The 17,917-nt window shown below is 73.8% G+C and carries 17 protein-coding genes; 9 read left to right on the plus strand and 8 right to left on the minus strand.

Features of this window, described 5'->3' with window-relative positions; translation table 11 throughout:
* Positions 1–44 precede the first annotated feature (44 nt).
* From sucD to ACI78Z_RS19560, 4 genes are all read right to left on the minus strand, one after another.
* A complete protein-coding gene (gene sucD / locus ACI78Z_RS19545; protein WP_457038209.1) occupies positions 45–923 on the minus strand; it encodes a succinate--CoA ligase subunit alpha in 879 nt (292 codons plus the stop codon).
* Positions 924–1,009: 86 nt separating this feature from the next.
* Positions 1,010–2,173: an ADP-forming succinate--CoA ligase subunit beta gene (gene sucC, locus ACI78Z_RS19550; RefSeq protein ID WP_457038210.1), complete on the minus strand. Its 1,164-nt coding sequence runs from the start codon at positions 2,171–2,173 to the stop codon at positions 1,010–1,012.
* A 218-nt stretch (positions 2,174–2,391) separates the two neighbouring features.
* Positions 2,392–2,775 (minus strand): cobalamin-dependent protein, encoded by a 384-nt coding sequence (locus tag ACI78Z_RS19555; protein WP_457038211.1) that lies wholly within the window; start codon positions 2,773–2,775, stop codon positions 2,392–2,394.
* The gene (locus ACI78Z_RS19560) at positions 2,772–3,701 is read right to left on the minus strand and encodes a hypothetical protein (protein ID WP_457038212.1); all 930 of its coding nucleotides are present in this window, start codon (positions 3,699–3,701) and stop codon (positions 2,772–2,774) included. The genes ACI78Z_RS19555 and ACI78Z_RS19560 overlap by 4 nt, the downstream gene beginning before the upstream one ends.
* Positions 3,702–3,972: 271 nt before the next feature.
* On the opposite strand from ACI78Z_RS19560, the gene ACI78Z_RS19565 reads away from it, so the two are divergent.
* The 3 genes from ACI78Z_RS19565 to ACI78Z_RS19575 all read left to right on the plus strand — a co-directional run bounded on the left by ACI78Z_RS19565 (position 3,973) and on the right by ACI78Z_RS19575 (position 8,571).
* Entirely contained in the window at positions 3,973–4,869 is an 897-nt protein-coding gene (locus tag ACI78Z_RS19565) for an esterase/lipase family protein (RefSeq protein ID WP_457038213.1), read from the plus strand.
* 311 nt (positions 4,870–5,180) lie between these two features.
* Positions 5,181–6,014 (plus strand): M23 family metallopeptidase, encoded by an 834-nt coding sequence (locus ACI78Z_RS19570; protein ID WP_457038214.1) that lies wholly within the window; start codon positions 5,181–5,183, stop codon positions 6,012–6,014.
* A 169-nt stretch (positions 6,015–6,183) separates the two neighbouring features.
* The gene (locus tag ACI78Z_RS19575; RefSeq protein ID WP_457038215.1) at positions 6,184–8,571 is read left to right on the plus strand and encodes an ATP-binding cassette domain-containing protein; all 2,388 of its coding nucleotides are present in this window, start codon (positions 6,184–6,186) and stop codon (positions 8,569–8,571) included.
* A gap of 196 nt (positions 8,572–8,767) precedes the next feature.
* Here the strand turns inward: ACI78Z_RS19575 and pcrA are convergent, their stop codons facing one another.
* The gene (gene pcrA, locus ACI78Z_RS19580) at positions 8,768–11,065 is read right to left on the minus strand and encodes a DNA helicase PcrA (protein WP_457038216.1); all 2,298 of its coding nucleotides are present in this window, start codon (positions 11,063–11,065) and stop codon (positions 8,768–8,770) included.
* A gap of 266 nt (positions 11,066–11,331) precedes the next feature.
* Here pcrA and ACI78Z_RS19585 point away from each other — a divergent pair, with 266 nt between their 5' ends.
* Positions 11,332–11,604, plus strand: coding sequence for a chorismate mutase (locus ACI78Z_RS19585; RefSeq protein WP_457038217.1), 273 nt, complete (start codon positions 11,332–11,334; stop codon positions 11,602–11,604).
* Positions 11,605–11,723: 119 nt separating this feature from the next.
* On the opposite strand, the gene ACI78Z_RS19590 is transcribed toward ACI78Z_RS19585, so the two are convergent.
* Entirely contained in the window at positions 11,724–12,131 is a 408-nt protein-coding gene (locus ACI78Z_RS19590) for a YybH family protein (RefSeq protein ID WP_457038218.1), read from the minus strand.
* Positions 12,132–12,309: 178 nt separating this feature from the next.
* Here ACI78Z_RS19590 and ACI78Z_RS19595 point away from each other — a divergent pair, with 178 nt between their 5' ends.
* The 3 genes from ACI78Z_RS19595 (at position 12,310) to ACI78Z_RS19605 (ending at position 14,546) form a co-directional block, all read left to right on the plus strand.
* On the plus strand, positions 12,310–12,864 hold the full coding sequence (locus ACI78Z_RS19595; protein ID WP_457038219.1) for a carboxymuconolactone decarboxylase family protein: 555 nt from the start codon (positions 12,310–12,312) through the stop codon (positions 12,862–12,864).
* Positions 12,861–13,742, plus strand: a complete 882-nt coding sequence (locus tag ACI78Z_RS19600; RefSeq protein ID WP_457038220.1) for an RNA polymerase sigma-70 factor — start codon at positions 12,861–12,863, stop codon at positions 13,740–13,742. The genes ACI78Z_RS19595 and ACI78Z_RS19600 overlap by 4 nt, the downstream gene beginning before the upstream one ends.
* Before the next feature lie 72 nt (positions 13,743–13,814).
* Positions 13,815–14,546 (plus strand): PIG-L deacetylase family protein, encoded by a 732-nt coding sequence (locus ACI78Z_RS19605; protein ID WP_457038221.1) that lies wholly within the window; start codon positions 13,815–13,817, stop codon positions 14,544–14,546.
* Between the two features lie 69 nt (positions 14,547–14,615).
* On the opposite strand, the gene ACI78Z_RS19610 is transcribed toward ACI78Z_RS19605, so the two are convergent.
* Both ACI78Z_RS19610 and ACI78Z_RS19615 read right to left on the minus strand, forming a co-directional pair.
* Positions 14,616–15,302, minus strand: coding sequence for a response regulator (locus ACI78Z_RS19610; RefSeq protein WP_457038222.1), 687 nt, complete (start codon positions 15,300–15,302; stop codon positions 14,616–14,618).
* Positions 15,299–16,483 carry an ATP-binding protein gene (locus ACI78Z_RS19615; RefSeq protein WP_457038223.1) on the minus strand — a complete coding sequence of 395 codons (1,185 nt, stop codon included), beginning with the start codon at positions 16,481–16,483 and terminating at the stop codon, positions 15,299–15,301. The genes ACI78Z_RS19610 and ACI78Z_RS19615 overlap by 4 nt, the downstream gene beginning before the upstream one ends.
* A 124-nt stretch (positions 16,484–16,607) precedes the next feature.
* Between ACI78Z_RS19615 and ACI78Z_RS19620 the strand changes: the two genes are divergently transcribed.
* Positions 16,608–17,522 (plus strand): PspC domain-containing protein, encoded by a 915-nt coding sequence (locus ACI78Z_RS19620; protein WP_457038224.1) that lies wholly within the window; start codon positions 16,608–16,610, stop codon positions 17,520–17,522.
* Positions 17,515–17,814 (plus strand): hypothetical protein, encoded by a 300-nt coding sequence (locus ACI78Z_RS19625; RefSeq protein WP_457038225.1) that lies wholly within the window; start codon positions 17,515–17,517, stop codon positions 17,812–17,814. Before ACI78Z_RS19620 ends, ACI78Z_RS19625 begins: the two co-directional genes overlap by 8 nt.
* Positions 17,815–17,917 lie beyond the last annotated feature (103 nt).

Below are 17,917 nucleotides of genomic sequence, written 5' to 3' on the forward strand. Positions count from 1 at the left end.
GCTGGAACGGCCACCCTCCAGGGCGAGGGAAGGGTGGTCCTCCGTCAGGCGCCGACGACCTCCCGCATCAGGCGGGCCGTCTCCGACGGGGTCTTGCCCACGCGGACGCCGGCGGCCTCGAGGGCCTCCTGCTTCGCCTGCGCGGTGCCGGCCGAGCCGGAGACGATGGCCCCGGCGTGACCCATCGTCTTGCCCTCGGGTGCCGTGAAGCCGGCGACGTAGCCGACCACCGGCTTGGTGACGTTGGCCTTGATGAAGTCCGCGGCCCGCTCCTCGGCGTCGCCACCGATCTCACCGATCATGACGATGGCCTCGGTCTCCGGGTCGTCCTGGAAGGCCTGCAGGCAGTCGATGTGGGTGGTGCCGATGACCGGGTCGCCACCGATGCCGACGCAGGTGGAGAAGCCGATGTCCCGGAGCTCGTACATCATCTGGTAGGTCAGCGTGCCGGACTTGCTGACCAGCCCGATCCTGCCCTGCTTGGTGATGTTGGCCGGGATGATGCCGGCGTTGGAGCGCCCGGGGCTGATCAGGCCGGGGCAGTTGGGGCCGACGATGCGCGTCGAGCCACCCTGGGCGTGCGCCCAGAAGTAGGTCGAGTCGTGCACCGGGATGCCCTCGGTGATGACGACGGCGAGCCCGATCTGGGCGTCGACGGCCTCGATGACGGCGTTCTTCGCGCCGGCCGGCGGGACGAAGATGACGCTGACGTCGGCGCCGGTCTCCTTCATCGCCTCGGCCACGTTGCCGAACACCGGGACGCTGGCGCCCTCGAAGTCGACGCTCTGGCCGGCCTTCTTCGGGTTCACGCCGCCGACGATCGCCGTCCCCGAGGCGAGCATGCGCTGGGTGTGCTTGCGCCCCTCGGAGCCGGTCATGCCCTGGACGATGACCTTGCTGTTCTCGTTGAGGAAGATCGACATCTGTCTGGAGTCCTGTCTGAGTAAGGACCTCCCTGCCTCCCACCGCTCGCACGCTCGCGGCGGGGCCCTGCAGGCAGGCCGTGGTCTTAGGCGGCGGCGAGCTCGGCGGCCCGGCGGGCGGCGCCGTCCATCGTGTCCACCAGGGTCACCAGCGGGTGGTTGGCCTCGGCGAGGATCCGCCGGCCCTCCTCCACGTTGTTGCCGTCGAGCCGGACGACCAGCGGCTTGGTCGCCTCGTCGCCGAGCAGCTGCAGCGCGTGCACGATGCCGTTGGCGACCGCGTCACAGGCGGTGATCCCGCCGAAGACGTTGACGAAGACGCTCTTCACGGCGGGGTCGGACAGGATGATGTGCAGCCCGTTGGCCATGACCTCGGCCGAGGCACCACCACCGATGTCGAGGAAGTTGGCCGGCTTGACGCCGCCGAACTCCTCACCGGCGTAGGCCACGACGTCCAGCGTGCTCATGACCAGCCCGGCGCCGTTGCCGATGATGCCGACCTGGCCCTCGAGCTTGACGTAGTTGAGGTCCTTCTCCTTGGCCGCCGCCTCCAGCGGGTCGGCCGAGGCGGAGTCCTCGAGCTCCTCGTGCTGCGGGTGCCGGAAGCGGGCGTTCTCGTCGAGGGTCACCTTCGCGTCGAGCGCGAGCACGGTGCCGTCGGGCGCCTTGGCCAACGGGTTGACCTCGACCAGGGTGGCGTCCTCCTGGGCGAAGACCTCCCACAGCTGGACGGCGATGGCGATCACCTGGTCGCGCACCGCGGCGGGGAAGCCGGCGGCGTCGACGATCTCGGTGGCCTTGGCGGTGTCGACGCCGGTCGTGGCGTCGACGGGGATGCGGGCCAGGGCCTCGGGGCGCTCGACCGCGAGCTGCTCGATCTCCATGCCGCCCTCGACGCTGGCCATCGCCAGGAAGGTGCGGTTGGCACGGTCGAGCAGGTAGGAGAAGTAGTACTCCTCGGCGATGTCACTGGCCTGGGCGACCATCACGCGGTGGGTGATGTGGCCCTTGATGTCCAGGCCGAGGATGTCCTGGGCGCGCGCCCGGGCGCCCTCGGCATCGTCGGCGAGCTTGACGCCGCCGGCCTTGCCACGGCCACCGGTCTTCACCTGCGCCTTGACGACGACGGGAGCGGCGATCTCCCGCGCGATCGCCTCGGCCTGCTCGGGGGTCTCGGCGACGCCGCCGGGCAGCACGGGGACACCGTGCGAGGCCAACAGGTCACGGGCCTGGTACTCGAAGAGATCCACGAACAGGCACCGTATCCCCCGCGGAACGGCGGGTGCGCACCGGCGTTGGAGGGGTGGGCGGCATCACAGGACGCCCGCACCGGCACCGCCCCGGCGCCGGGGAGCCGCGACCGTGCGGCGATCCGCCACCGTCCTCACGACCGCCCTGCTCACGGCGGGGGTGACCACGACGCTCGTTCCCGAGACGGCCGCCGGGGTGCAGGACATGGCGCTCCCCGTCACCCGCTGATCCACCTGCGCAGCCACCCGGCGATCTCCTCCGGCGGGCCGCCGGGCGGGAAGACCCGGACCGGGCCGGGCAGCCCGGCGTCGGTCCCGCACGCGAAGACGACGACGTCCTCGGCGCCGCGCTCTGCGAGCAGGGCGGTCAGCCGAGCGACCAGCGCCGCCGCGCCGGCGGGGAGCGCCGCCAGGCCGACGGCGTCGGCGTCCTCCTGGACGACGGTGTCGGCGAGCGCGTCCGGGGAGGGCCGGCCGGCGTGGACGACCTCCATGCCGGCGTCACGCAGCCCGCGGGCCACGGTTGCGGTCGCGCGGTCCTCGCCGTCGCCCTCCGGGCCGGCCACGACGACGCGGATGCGCTCCCCGCCGGGCGTGGTCACCGGCCGGTGCTGCGGCGCAGCCGCCAGGCCAGCACCGTGAGGACGACGTAGCCGACGCCGGTGAGCAGCAGTCCGGCGCCGGGCAGCGTCCACTCCAGCTCGTCGGAAACCGCGGCGTCGCGCAGGCCGGTGAGTCCGGCGGCCAGGACGGCGACGGCGATGGCGAGCAGGGCGCCGACCGTGGCGAGCCGGGGCCGCAGTGACGGGGCCAGCACCGAGCACAGGACGACGGCGCCGGCCAGCAGCAGGCCACCCAGCAGTGCCAGGCCGGGCCGCTCGAGGAGCCCCTGCGGGCCGTCCTGCTCGACGACCACCTGCAGGCCGGTCGTCGGGTCGGTGACGATCCGGTCGGGGACGTCGGCGGCGGGCAGCACCAGGCAGAGCACCGCGCCCACCCCCAGCAGCGCCGCGGCCCCGGCGAGCGCCGGCCGGGCCGGGTCGAGCGTGCCGGCGTCGTCCATGACGGTGCGCCCCCAGGCGGCCATGGCGACGGCGCCGGCCAGGACGGTGAGCCCGAGGGCGACGACGCCGAGCACCCAGCCGGGCCCGGCCTCGACGGAGCTGGTGAGCACCCGCTGCCCGGCGATCACCTCGATGCCGGGCCGGACGGTGGAGGTGCTGGCCCGGTAGAGCTCGATCAGCAGCAGCCCGAGGGACAGCGTGCCGCCGACCGCAGCGTAGGCGAGGCCGAAACGGGGCACCCGGCCGGCCGCGAGTCCCCCGCCGACCGCGCCGGCGGTCAGCGGGCCCAGCAGGCCGGCGAGCACGCTCCCCGCTCCGGCGGACTGCGAGACCTCCGTGCCGCCGACCACGAGGTAGGTGGGGAAGAGGCCGACCGCACCGGCCACCCCGGCGAGGACGAGCAGCAGCCCGGCCAGGCGCGCGGCGAGCGGGGTGTCGCCGACCACGAGCCCGTCGGCCGGCACCGCGGGAGCCGGCTCGGACGGGCGGCGGGCGCCGTCGCGTCGGGCCGACGGACGCGCCGTCCCTCCTCCTGGCCTGGTCGCACGATCGTGGGTGGAGCCGTCGCCGGCGACCACGGTTCCCCCTTCGTCTCGGTCACGAACCGGCCTCGGCCCGTGGCGTCGGTGTGACGACCACCACACGGCAGCTTTACCGTCAGGTGAACCGGGCATAACAGGCAGGCCTCCAACCCCGGGGGACCAGCCTGGTCAGCGGTTCGCACCGGGAGGAACGATGCACCCACTCAGCGACCCGGAGTCCGATCCAGCGTCGCACACCGGCGCGGTGGGGCCGGGAGCGCCACGGCACCCCGTGCGCTCGCTGATGACGCGTGCCGCGCTGACCGGGGGCATCACCGAACTGGCCCTCGTCGGGGCTCACATGCTGATGTACCCGTTGGGCACCCGGGCCGAGCAGCTGCGGCCCGATCCCCGGTGCCGTCCCGGTGAGCAGCCGCCCGCGGTGCGCGCCCTGTTCGCCGGCGACCCGCTGGCCGCACGCGTCCCCGTCGTCCTCGTGCACGGTCTCATCGACAACCACTCGATCTTCGCGGTGATGCGGCGCAGCCTGCGCCGCCGTGGGTTCACCTCCGTCTGCTCGTGGAACTACAGCCCGCTGCTGTCCGACGTGGCGCGCGGCGCCGCGGACCTCGGCCGGCACCTGGACCGCATCTGCGAGCGGACCGGGTACGAGCGGGTGCACGTCGTGGGGCACAGCCTGGGCGGCCTGCTCGCCCGCTACCACGTGCAGCGCCAGGGCGGTGACCGGCACGTCGAGTCCCTCGTGACCCTCGGATCGCCGCACCAGGGGTCGGTCCTCGCGCACCTGCTGCCCACCCCGCTGGTGCGCCAGCTGCGGCCGGGTTCCCCCGTGCTGCAGGAGCTGGCCCAGCCCGCCCCGGGCGTTCGCACGCCGGTGACCGCGATCTACAGCGACCTGGACCAGGTCGTCGTCCCGACCAGCGCCGGGCGGTGCGACCACCCCGACCTGCAGGCCCGCAACGTGCTGGTCCGCGGGGTCGGCCACATGTCGCTGCCCTTCCACCGCAGCGTGCTCGACGAGGTGGCCAGGACCCTCGCCGGCCACCGGCGGCCGCACGTGGACGTCCCGTCGTCGGCCGCCGTCGCCTGAAGAAGGACCCTCCTGCCCCCCACCACTCGCAGGCGCGCGGCGGGGCCCTGCAGGAGGGCCGCCCCACGCGTCCCACCTGCCCCACCCGTCCGGTGCCACGGGCGGTGGTGTGCCGCTCCGCCGCCACTCCCGTCCCAGGAGCCCCACGCGGAGCAGACGAGTCGACCGCTCCGTGTCGCTGACGATCGCCGGCCTGACTGATCGTTACGGTCCGATCACGGCGCCGGTACCCACCGGCGGACGTCGTCGCTCCCCCCGACGGGCCGCCCTCGCGGAACCCGCCCGGGAACCGCTCCCGAAGAAGGTGCCCCGTGACCCGCTCGACCGGCCCCGCGCTGCTGGAGCGATCGCGCACCGACCGGAGGCCCGACGTCGATGCCGTCGCCGTCCTCGCCGCCCTCCCCACCGACGAGGCCCCGGCCGCCGAGACCCCGGCCACGCAGACCCCTGACCCCGAGGCCGCCCACGAGGAGTCCCCCCGCCACCCGCGCCGCCTGCCCCGCCCGCCGGGCCGGCGCGGTCCGGTGTGGCTCGCCGCGCTCGTCGCCGGCGCCGTCGTGGCCGCCGTGCCCAGCACGCTGGACACCGACTCCGCCGGGCTGTCGGGCAGCGCGGCCGACTACGGCCTGGGCGTCACCTCCGAGATCGGGTTCAGCGGCGACATGGAGGACGCCGGCGTCCGCCGCGGCATCACCGAGGCCGAGGCGCAGGCCCGGCTCGGTGAGCTGGCCGCGTCCCGCGCCGCCCGCGAGCCGAAGACCGTGCTGCCCACGCAGGGCCGGCTCACCACCTGCTTCTGCATGCGCTGGGGCACCATGCACTACGGCCTCGACCTGGCCGGGCCGCTGGGCACGCCGATCCACTCGGCCACCGACGGCGTCGTCATCCGCGCCGGCCGCGCCTCCGGGTACGGCAACGCCGTCTACATCCAGGACGAGGACGGCAACGTGCACGTCTACGGCCACATGCGCTACTACGACGTCGAGGCCGGCGACCTCGTGCACGCCGGCGACCAGATCGCGAAGATCGGCAACGAGGGCCAGTCCACCGGTCCACACCTGCACTACCAGATCCACCGCGGTGGCATGAGCGGGCGCCCGATCGACCCCCAGGAGTTCCTCGCCGAGCGCGGCGTCGTCATCTGATCCGTCGTCCTCCGGCGGCACCTGCTGCCGGAGCCGCTGCGCCGGCGAGTACGCACCGGACGGGCGTCACGTCTCCTCGACCGTCACCCCCTTCCGGTAGACAGCGGACCGTTGCCGCGACCGCGCCGGAGACGGCCCGCGGCGACGCCGCCCGACGGATGGAGACGCGATGAGCACGGCCACGACGACGGACACGCACTCCGCCGCGCCGCACCCTGCCGACAGCCACGACCGGATCCGCGTGCACGGCGCCCGCGAGAACAACCTCAAGGACGTCAGCATCGAGATCCCGAAGCGCCGGCTGACGGTGTTCACCGGGGTCTCCGGCTCGGGCAAGAGCTCGCTGGTCTTCGACACCATCGCCGCGGAGTCGCAGCGGCTGATCAACGAGACCTACAGCGCCTTCGTGCAGGGCTTCATGCCGACGCTGGCGCGGCCCGAGGTCGACCTGCTCGAGGGCCTGACGACGGCGATCATCGTCGACCAGGAGCGGATGGGCGCCAACCCCCGCTCCACCGTCGGCACCGCGACCGACGCCAACGCGATGCTGCGCATCCTCTTCAGCCGGCTCGGGAAGCCGCACCTCGGCTCGCCCAACGCGTACTCGTTCAACCTGCCCTCGGTGCGGGCCAGCGGTGCGATCACCGTCGAGCGCGGGGCGAAGACCAAGACCGAGAAGGCGACCTTCACCCGGCTCGGCGGGATGTGCCCGCGCTGCGAGGGTATGGGGTCGACCAACGACATCGACCTCACCGCGCTGTACGACGAGTCGAAGTCCCTGAACGAGGGCGCCCTCACCGTCCCCGGCTACAGCATGGACGGGTGGTACGGCCGGCTCTTCCAGGGCGTCGGGCTGGACCTGGACAAGCCGATCGGTCGGTTCAGCACGAAGGAGCTGCGCACCCTCCTCCACGAGGAGCCGACCAAGATCAAGGTCGAGGGCGTCAACCTCACCTACGAGGGCGTCATCCCGCGGATCCAGAAGTCGATGCTGTCCAAGGACCTCGACGCGTTGCAGCCGCACGTCCGGCGCTTCGTCGAGCGGGCGGTGACGTTCACGACCTGCCCCGAGTGCGACGGGACCCGGCTGACCCGGGAGGCCCTGTCCTCGAAGATCCGGGGGGAGAACATCGCCGACCTCTGCGCGATGCAGATCAGCGACCTCGCCGGCTGGATCCGGGCCCTCGACGAGCCGTCTGTCGCCCCGCTGCTCGCCGGGCTCCAGCACCTCCTCGACTCCTTCGCCGACATCGGGCTGGGCTACCTCTCCCTCGACCGGCCGGCGGGCACCCTCTCGGGGGGCGAGGCGCAGCGCACCAAGATGATCCGCCACCTCGGCTCGTCGCTCACCGACGTCACCTACGTGTTCGACGAGCCGACGATCGGCCTGCACCCCCACGACATCCAGCGGATGAACGCCCTGCTGCTGCGACTGCGCGACAAGGGCAACACGGTGCTCGTCGTCGAGCACAAGCCCGAGGCCATCGCGATCGCCGACCACGTCGTCGACCTCGGCCCCCGCGCCGGTACCGAGGGCGGCGCGGTGGTGTTCGAGGGCACCGTGGCTGGGCTGCGGACCAGCGGCACGCTGACCGGGCGGCACCTGGACGACCGGGCCGCGCTGAAGCCGTCGGTGCGGGCGCCGTCCGGGGCGTTGGAGGTCCGCGGCGCCGGCACGCACAACCTGCAGGACGTCGACGTCGACATCCCACTCGGCCTGCTGGTGGTCATCACCGGCGTGGCCGGCTCGGGGAAGAGCTCGCTGGTCCACGGCTCGGTCGCACCCCGCGACGGCGTGGTCGTGGTCGACCAGGGCGCGATCCGCGGCTCGCGGCGGAGCAACCCGGCGACGTACACCGGGCTGCTCGACCCGATCCGCAAGGCGTTCGCCAAGGCCAACGGCGTGAAGCCGGCCCTGTTCAGCGCCAACTCCGAGGGCGCGTGCCCCACCTGCAACGGCGTCGGCGTCATCTTCACCGACCTCGGTGTCATGGCCACCGTCGAGTCCACCTGCGAGGAGTGCGAGGGGAAGCGGTTCCAGGCGGCGGTGCTGGAGTACACGCTGGGTGGCCGCGACATCGCCGAGGTGCTCGCGATGTCGGTGATGCAGGCCCAGGAGTTCTTCGACGACGGCGAGGCGCGCACGCCCGCCGCGCACACGATCCTCCGCCGGCTCGCCGACGTCGGGCTCGGCTACCTCACCCTGGGCCAGCCGCTCACCACGCTGTCCGGCGGCGAGCGGCAGCGGCTCAAGCTGGCCGCCCAGATGGCCGAGAAGGGCGACGTCTACGTCCTCGACGAGCCCACCACCGGCCTGCACCTCGCCGACGTCGAGCAGCTGCTCGGCCTGCTCGACCGGCTCGTCGACTCAGGGAAGTCGGTGGTCGTCATCGAGCACCACCAGGCGGTCATGGCGCACGCCGACTGGATGATCGACCTGGGTCCCGGTGCCGGCCACGACGGCGGCCGGGTCGTCTTCGAGGGCACCCCCGCCGACCTCGTCGCCGCCCGCTCCACCCTCACCGGCGAGCACCTCGCGGCCTACGTCGGCGCCTGACCGGGTCCCGCGCGGACAGCGCGGGACGGCGGCACCGGAGCGGTTCTCGGGGTGGTCGGGGTAGGTCGACGGGCGAGTTCGGCGATGTCGCACGCTTCGAGGCCGGGAACCGTGCGGGACCGCCGATCTCGCCGCTGCGCGGGCACGAACCGTCAACCGATCAGCACACCGCTGGCAGAGCTCGCCGAGCGGGGGCCTACAGCTTGACCAAGGGCGCGTAGCGCAGGACCAGCCTCTTGGTGCCGCCGGAACCGAAGTCGACCGTCGCCTGCGCCTTGTCCCCGATCCCGTTGACCTCGACGACGGTGCCGAGACCGAACGCGTCGTGGCTGACCCGGTCGCCGACCTCGACGGAGATGACCGCCCGGTTGCCCGCGCCGCCGCGCAGCCCGCCGGTGGACAGCCCGGTGGCCGCCACCCGCTGCTGCGCGGAGCGGTATCCGGTGCTCGGCGCCGGGGTGGGCTCCTTGCCGGCCCAGTGCACGGTGTCGGGGGGCAGCTCGTCGAGGAAGCGGGACGGCGGGTTGTAGGCCGGCTGCCCCCAGCTGGTGCGCACCGTCGCCCGGGAGATGAACAGCCGCTGCTGCGCCCGCGTGATGCCGACGTAGGCCAGCCGGCGCTCCTCCTCCAGCTCCCGCGGGTCGCCCAGGGCGCGCAGGTGCGGGAAGACGCCGTCCTCCATGCCGGTGACGAAGACGACCGGGAACTCCAGGCCCTTGGCCGTGTGCAGGGTCATCATCGTGACGACGCCGGCCTCGTCCCCCGCGACGGGGATCTGGTCGGCGTCGGCGACGAGCGACACCTGCTCCAGGAAGTCGGTGACCGAGCCCCCGGGGTTGGCCGCCTCGAACTCCGCGGCCACCGAGATGAGCTCGTTGAGGTTGTCGACGCGGCCCTCGTCCTGCGGGTCGGTGCTGGCCTGCAGCTCGGCGAGGTAGCCGGTGCGGTCGAGGATGCTCTCCAGCAGCGCGGCCGGCCCCGATCCGGTCTCGACCAGCTGCTCGAACTCCTCCAGCAGCGCGACGAACTCCTGGATCGCCTTGAGCGACCGCGGCGCCAGGGTGTGCACCTCGGAACAGCGGCGCAGCGCCGACCCGAACGCGATCCGCTCCCGGTCGGCGAAGCTCTCGATGCAGGACTCGGCCTTCTCGCCGATCCCCCGCTTGGGCACGTTGATGATCCGGCGCAGGCTGACGACGTCGGCCGGGTTGGCGACCAGCTTGAGGTAGGCCAGCGCGTCGCGGACCTCCTTGCGCTCGTAGAAGCGCACCCCGCCGACGACCTTGTAGGGCATGCCGACGCGGATGAACACCTCCTCGAACACCCGGGAGGCGTTGTTCGTCCGGTAGAAGACCGCGATGTCCTTCGGCTTGGCCTTCCCCTCGTCGACCAGCGCGTCGATCTGCTCGGCGACCCACGCGGCCTCGTCGTGCTCGTTCTCGGCGACGTAGCCCTCGATCAGCTCGCCGTCGCCCGCGTCGGTCCACAGGCTCTTGGGACGGCGGCCGGTGTTCTTCGAGATGACCTGGTTGGCCGCCTTGAGGATGCGCTGCGTGGAGCGGTAGTTCTGCTCCAGCAGGATCGTCGTGGCCTGCGGGTAGTCACGCTCGAACTCGTCGATGTTGCGGATCGTCGCGCCGCGGAAGGCGTAGATCGACTGGTCGGCGTCACCGACCACGCACAGCTCGGCCGGCGGCACCGGCCCCTCCCCCGTGCCGACCAGCTCACGGACCAGCACGTACTGCGCGTGGTTCGTGTCCTGGTACTCGTCGACCAGCACGTGCCGGAAGCGGCGGCGGTAGTGCTCGGCGACGTCCGGGAACGCCTGCAGCAGGTGCACCGTCGTCATGATCAGGTCGTCGAAGTCCATGGCGTGCGCCTCGCGCAGCCGCCGCTGGTAGAGCGTGTAGGCCTCGGCGAGCACCTTCTCCGGCGCCGTCCCGGGGACGTAGCTCTCCTCGTCGATGAGCTCGTTCTTCAGGTTGGACACCTGGGCGGCGAGGCTGCGGCCGGGGTAGCGCTTGGCGTCGAGGTCCAGGTCGCGGGCGACCATGGTCATGAGCCGCACCGAGTCGCCCTGGTCGTAGATCGTGAACGACGACTTCAGGCCGAGCTTGGCAGCCTCGGCGCGCAGGATGCGCACGCACATCGAGTGGAACGTCGACACCCACATCGCCCGGGCGCGCGGGCCCACGAGCGCGGCGACCCGCTCCTTCATCTCCCCGGCGGCCTTGTTGGTGAAGGTGATCGCCAGGACCTCGCCGGGCTGCACGCCGCGGGCGCCGAGCAGGTAGGCGACCCGGTGCGTCAGCACCCGGGTCTTGCCCGAGCCGGCGCCGGCGACGATGAGCAGCGGGCTGCCCTCGTGGACGACGGCCTGCCGCTGCGGCCCGTTGAGGCCGGCGAGCATGCGGTCCAGCTCCCGCCCCACCTGACCGGACGCGGAACGCTGGAGGGACGCGGTGCCCGGGAGGGCCTGCTGGACGCTGCTCATGACCACACCACTGTAGTTCGACCGGGGGACGCGGCCCGCCGTCGCGGACCGCCGTCCCCAGGCGTCCCGCTGGCCACCGCCGTCGGGGGTGTGGCACACTCGCCGACGTGCTGCTCGCCACCGTCAGCTTTTACTACGGCCACCGGGATCCGGTGTCCGTCACCGCTGGCTGAGCAACCGCCGCAACAGACGCCCCGGGCCCGAGGAGCCCGGGGCGTTTCTCTTTCCCGGGGTCCGACGGCCACCGCCCCGCCCCGGAGGACCCGATGACCGCCACGCTCCCCAGCACCGTGACCGCCGACGAGCGCATCGCCGAGCTGCGCGGGCAGATCGACGACTGCGACGCCGAGATCATCGCGCTGGTGCAGCGCCGGCTGGCCGTGTCGCAGGAGATCGGCGAGCTGCGCCGTGCCGCCGGCGGCACCCGGCTGTCCCTCTCCCGCGAGCAGCAGGTGCTCGCCCGCTTCCAGACCGCGCTGGGCCGGGACGGCGCCGCGCTGGGGATGATGCTGCTGCGCCAGGGCCGCGGCCGCCTCTGAGGGAGGACCACCCTTCCCCCACACCTCGGAAGAGGACCCCCGCTCCCCGCCACTCGCGAGCTCGCGGCGGGACCCTGCACGGGGTCAGCGGGTACCTGCAGGGTGGCCGTTCCACCACCTCACCCGCGGCGCTGGTCGGGCGGCGGGAAGTCGGCGTGGCGGTGCACCAGCCACCAGTCGTCCTCGATCCGCTTGTAGACGTGCGTCACCCGGAGGCTCATGGGCCGCGGCTCGCCGCCGTCCACGCGCACCGTCCCCTGCTCGGAGCCGACCGTGTAGGCGAGGTCGCCACTGACCTCGACCACCTCGTACCGCGGCACGAGCTCTCCGTCGCTGAACCGGCTGCCGACCCACTCGAAGGTCCGCGCGACGGCGTGGTGCCCCTTGTCGATCGGGCCCCAGGCGCCGAGCAGCGTCACGTCGGCGGAGTCGGCCCAGCAGGCCGTGTAGGGGCCGGGGTTCCCGGCCGCCATCGCCGCCAGCCCGTCGGCGACGCGTGCCAGGGCCCGGGACAGCGCGGCGTCCATGCCCCCTCCCCCCACGCGGGTGTGCCGCCGACGGGTCCACCGGGCGGCACCGAGCGGGGCCAGCATGCGACCGCGGGCCCCGCCGCGGAAGGTGCCACGGACCCGTCCCGGCGGCATGTCACATCCGGGCGCGTCGTCCCGTCTCCATGTGCAGCACCCCACGGAGAGGACGACGACCATGGCCCGCATCCCGCTCGACCCGCCCCGCACCCGCCTGTACCGCCTCGCCGAGTGGTACGCGCGCCGGACCTACGGCGTCGTGCCCGACCCGCTCGCCGCCATGGCGCACCACCCGCGGGTCCTGCTCACCGACGTCCGCTTCGAGACCTCGCTCGCCCGCTGGAACCGGCTGGACCGGACGCTGAAGTCCCTCGCCGTCATGGCCTCCGCCGTCTCGATCGGCTGCTCCTGGTGCGTCGACTTCGGCTACTGGATCAGCAGCCAGGAGGGTGTGGACCCAGAGAAGCTCCGCGCCGTGCCGCGGTGGCGGGACAGCGACGTCTTCACCGACCTGGAGCGGCGGGTGATGGCCTACGCCGAGGCGGCGACCGCGACCCCGGCCGCCGTCACCGACGAGATGGTGGCCGGCCTGCGACGCGAGCTGGACGACGCACAGCTAGTAGAGCTCACCATGATGGTGGCCGTGGAGAACGTCCGGTCGCGGTTCAACAGCGCGCTCGGGCTGACCAGCCAGGGCTTTCGGGACCGCTGCGAGCTCCCGGCGACGGCATGACCGACGTCCTGACCCCCTTCTACCGCCACCGGCGGCTGCTGTTCACCGTCGCCTACCAGCTGCTGGGCAGCGTCGCCGACGCCGAGGACGTCGTCCAGGACGCGTGGCTGCGGTGGTCGGCGGCCGACCGGTCCGACGTCGCCGACCCGCGGGCCTACCTCGTGCGGATCACCTCCCGGCTGGCGCTGGACCGGCTCGACTCCGCCCGGAGCAGGCGGGAGAGCTACGTCGGGCCGTGGCTGCCCGAGCCGCTGCTGGACGCCGCCCCTGCTGCGGACCCCGACCCGGCCGACGCCGCGGAGGTCGGCGAGCAGGTGTCGCTGGCACTGCTCGTGGTCCTGGAGACCCTCTCGCCGGTCGAGCGGGCGGTCTTCGTCCTGCGCGAGGTGTTCGGGATGTCGCACGCGGAGGTCGCCGGCGTCCTCGGCCGCTCGGAGGCCGCCGTCCGGCAGGTGGCGCGCCGGGCCCGGTCGCACGTCGAGGCCCGCCGTCCCCGGTTCGGTACCGACCGGCGCGCCCAGCGCGAGGTGACCGAGCGGTTCTTCGCGGCCTGCGCCGGAGGGGACGTCGAGGCGCTGCTGGCCGCGCTGGCTCCCGACGCAGTCCTCGTCACCGACGGCGGGGGCCGGGCCAAGGCGGCGCTGCGGCCGATCCGGGGCGCGGAGAAGGTGGCCCGCTTCCTCCTCGCCACCACCGCGACCGGCCTCGCCGAACCGGGGTTGGAGATCCGGATCGCCGACGTCAACGGGTTGCCCGGCCTCGTCGTCCGGCAGGACGGGCGGCCGTTCCTGGCGGCCTCCCTGGTCGTCGTGGACGGGCTCGTCGAGCAGGTGCTGGTCGTCCGCAACCCGGAGAAGCTCACCGGCCTGCGGAGGTGAGGGCCACCTTCAGGGCCCGCGCCGAGCCTGCGCGGCGTGGGGGAGGCTGGTCCCTTATCTAGGCTCCCGCGGGTGACCTCCCCGCAGTCCCGGCCCGCCGCCCACGTCGAGCGCGCGCTGTGCGTGCTCGCCCACCCCGACGACGTCGACTTCGGCAGCGCCGGCACCGTGGCCACCTGGACGGCGGACGGTACCGAGGTCACCTACCTGATCGTCACCGATGGGGACGCCGGCGGTTTCGACGACACCCCCCGCCACCAGATGGGGCCGCTGCGGCGGGCCGAGCAGGAGGCGGCGGCCAAGGCGGTCGGCGTCACCGACGTCCGCTTCCTCGGCTACCCCGACGGGCGGCTCGAGCTGACCCTCGACCTGCGCCGCGACATCAGCCGGGTGATCCGCCAGGTGCGCCCGCAGCGGGTGCTGACCAGCTCCCCGGAGCGGATGTGGGACCGGATTGGCGCCAGCCACCCCGACCACATGACCGTGGGCGAGTCCACGCTGCGCGCGGTCTACCCCGACGCCCGCAACCCCTTCGCCTTCCCCGAGCTGCTCGCCGACGAGGGCCTCGAGGCGTGGACGGTGCCGGAGGTCTGGTTGACCGCCAGCCCGCGCACCGACCACGTCGTCGACGTGACCGACGTCGTCGAGCTGAAGTTCGCCGCGCTCAAGAGCCACGTCAGCCAGGTCGGCCACATGGCCGACCTGGAGCAGTTCGTCACCGACTGGATGCGCCAGAACGGCCGCCGCCTGGGCCTGCCCCCGGGCCGGCTCGGCGAGGCCTTCCAGGTCGTCCACACGGCCTGACCGGAGGGCGGTTGCGCGGAGAAGGACCTGTCCCAGCCGTGGGAGGGTCCTCCTCCGCGCAGCCGTCAGTCAGAGCAACCGGTTGGTGGCGGCCCAGCGGGTGAGCTCGTTGCGGTTGGACAGCTGCAGCTTGCGCAGCACGTTGGACGCGTGCGACTCCACCGTCTTCACCGAGATGAACAGCCGCGAGCCGATCTCCCGGTAGGTGTAGCCGCGGGCCAGCAGCTGCATGACCTCCCGCTCACGGGCGCTGAGCAGGTCCAGGCCGGGGTCGGTGGCCGGGTCCTCGGGTTGCGGTGCGGACGGCGTCGTCGCGGCGAAGGCGTCGAGCACGAACCCGGCCAGCCGGGGGCTGAACACGACGTCCCCGTCGGCGACGCGGGTGACGGCGTCGCGCAGGTCGGGCCCGGAGATGGTCTTGGTGACGTACCCGCGGGCGCCGGCGCGGATGACGGCGATGACGTCCTCGGCGGCGTCGGACACCGACAGCGCCAGCCAGCGCACCGACGGCAGCTCGGCCCGCAGCGTCTCGAGCACCGAGCGTCCCCCACCGCCGGGGAGGTGCACGTCGAGCAGGACGACGTCGGGCACCGTGGCCCGGATCCCCTCGACGGCGCCGGCGACGTCAGCGGCCTCACCGACGACGTCGACCGCACCACCGAGCTCCGCGCGGACGCCCGAGCGCACCATCGCGTGGTCGTCGACGAGGAAGACGGTCGGGGGACCGGACTCGCCCGGGGACACGGGGGTGGTCACGCGGCCACCTCCTGGCGGGGGAGGCACAGCTCCACCTCGGTCCCCTCCCCCGGTGCCGAGCGCACCGTCGCCGTCCCGCCCAGGCGGGTCAGCCGGCCGGTCACCGAGTCGCGCAGCCCCCGCCGGTCGCCCGGCACGGCGGCCGGGTCGAACCCCGCACCGCGGTCACGGACGAAGACCTCGACCCGCTGCGGCGTCACCTCGGTGTAGAGGTCGGCCACGGTGGCCCCCGAGTGCTTGGCGGCGTTGACCAGCGCCTCGCGGGTGGCCGCGCCGAGAGCGGTGAGCGCATCGTCCAGCGGCGCGTCACCGACGACGACCGACTCGACGGTCAGCGCGTGGTCGGCCTCCACCTCGGCGACCATCCCGGAGACCAGCGCCGCCCACGTGCCGCCGCCCACGGCCGCCGCCGGCTCGTACAGCCAGGTGCGCAGCTCGCGCTCCTGGCTGCGGGCCAGCCGGGAGACCGCCGTCGGGTCGTCGGCGTGCCGCTGGATGAGCGCGAGGGTCTGCAGCACCGAGTCGTGCAGGTGCGCGGCGACGGCGGCCCGCTCCTCGGAGCGCACGCGGGCGGTGCGCTCGGCCTCGCGGGAGGCCAGCAGCCGGCGCCACAGCGGCGCGGTGGCCAGGGCGACGCCGGCCAGGATGACCAGGGTCGCGGCGAAGCCGTTGCGGGCGTTGGCCAGCTGCCCGGTGGTGACCAGCAGCAGCACCACGCCGGCGATGCCGAGGAGCACCCCACCGGCGAGCAGCCAGCGCACGCCGGGGCGGGACAGCGTGCGGTCGGTGTCCAGCTGGCGCCAGATGACGGTCAGCCCGACGCCGACCAGCAGCAGCGGCAGCACCAGGTTGCCGCCGCCCCAGCTCCCCATCTGGGTCACCAGGACCAGTGCGCCGAGGCCGAGCAGGCCCAGGCCCAGCGTCTGCCGGCGACTCGGTTCCAGAGTCGCCTCGTCCACGACCGGCGGGGCGTCGGCGTCGGCGACCGGCATGAAGAACCACAGCAGCGCGTAGGCCACGACGCCGATGCCGGTCGCGGCGAGGACGACGAAGGCCACACGGACGACGAGCGGGTCGGCGCGCAGGTGCACCGCCGTCCCCGCGGCGACGCCGGCCAGCAGGCGCCCCGAGCGCGGCCGCACCAGGGGCGGCCGCGCGGGCACGGGCAGGGTCGTCGTCACGGTGTCGATCGTCGCACCGGCGGAGCCCGCCCCGACACCAGGAACCACCCGGGGTGGTGGACCCGGGTCGGATGGGGGCGTTCCCTGATGGACCGGGGCCCCGGCCGCGAGCAGGGTCTGTGCCATGACTTCCGCACCGCCTCCCGCTCCCCCGTCGGCGGACCCGCCGGCGGCCGCGTATCCCACGCCGCCCGGGCTCCCGGTGCGGCCGCCGCTGCGGCGCAGTCGCAGCGACAAGGTCATCGGCGGCGTCGCCGGCGGCCTGGCCGAGTACAGCGGCATCGACGCGCTGCTGTGGCGGGTCGGCCTGGTGGCGCTGGCTCTCGCCGGCCCCGGCATCCCGGTCTACCTGCTGCTGTGGCTGCTCATGCCGAGCGGCCCGCCCGGGGACTCCGTCGCCCGCGCCCCCCGCGTCACCGGGCCGCGGTCGCCGGTACCCGGGCTGACCCTGGCCGGCCTGCTCATCGTCGTCGGCTCGCTGGTCCTGATCACCCGGCTCACCGACTGGGACGTCGGCCCCCGGATCGTCCTGGGCACCGGACTGCTGGTCGTCGGCCTCGGCCTGGTCGCCGCCGCCTTCTCCGGCGGGCGGACGGCCAGGGGCGGGCTCATCACGCTCGGCGTGCTGCTGTCGGTGGCGCTGGTCGCGGTCGCCGCGGAGCCGTGGCGGGCCGTCGAGGACGGCATGGGGGACCGCACCTACCGCCCGGCCGATGCGGCCGCCGTCCGACCGGTCTACGACCAGGGGCTCGGCAACACGACGCTGGACCTGACCGACATCGACCTGTCCCGGCTCGACGGCCCCGTCACCACGCGGATCGACGGCGGCATGGGTGACGTCGAGGTGCTCGTGCCCCGGTCGGCCGACGTCCAGGTCGACGTCAGCAGCGGCGTCGGCGAGGTCGACGTCCTCGACCTGGACTCCGACGGCGGCTTCTCCCGCGGCACCGGCTCCGCGGCCTGGACCGGTGACGGTGACCCCGAGATCGAACTGACCATCGACGCCGGCATCGGCGACGTGGAGGTGCGTCGTGCCTGACTACAGCGAGTTCCCGACGACCCCGACCGCCTGGCAGGAACAGCAGCTGAGGGACTGGCAGATCGTCACCCCGCTGGAGATCGAGGACCCGCCCCGGCCCGAGCGCCGCGGCGTCGACCTCACCGCCCTGGTCCCGGGACTCTTCTTCGTCGTCCTGGCGATCGTGCTGATGGCCGGCGCGGTGTTGCCGATCGGCCTGGTCACCGAGGGCGGCCTGCTCTGGCTGGTGCTGATCGGCGGCGGCATCGCGCTGCTGGTGAGCGAACTGCGCAGGGCGCGCCGCAGGCGCTGAGCACCCGCACCGGAGGGGCCCGGGGGGCGCGCGCGGCGCCCCGCCCCCCCCCCCGTGTTATACGCGGGACCCAAGCCCCCCCCCCCCGGCCCCCCCGAGCCCC

This window comes from Geodermatophilus sp. SYSU D01176, assembly GCF_054050015.1.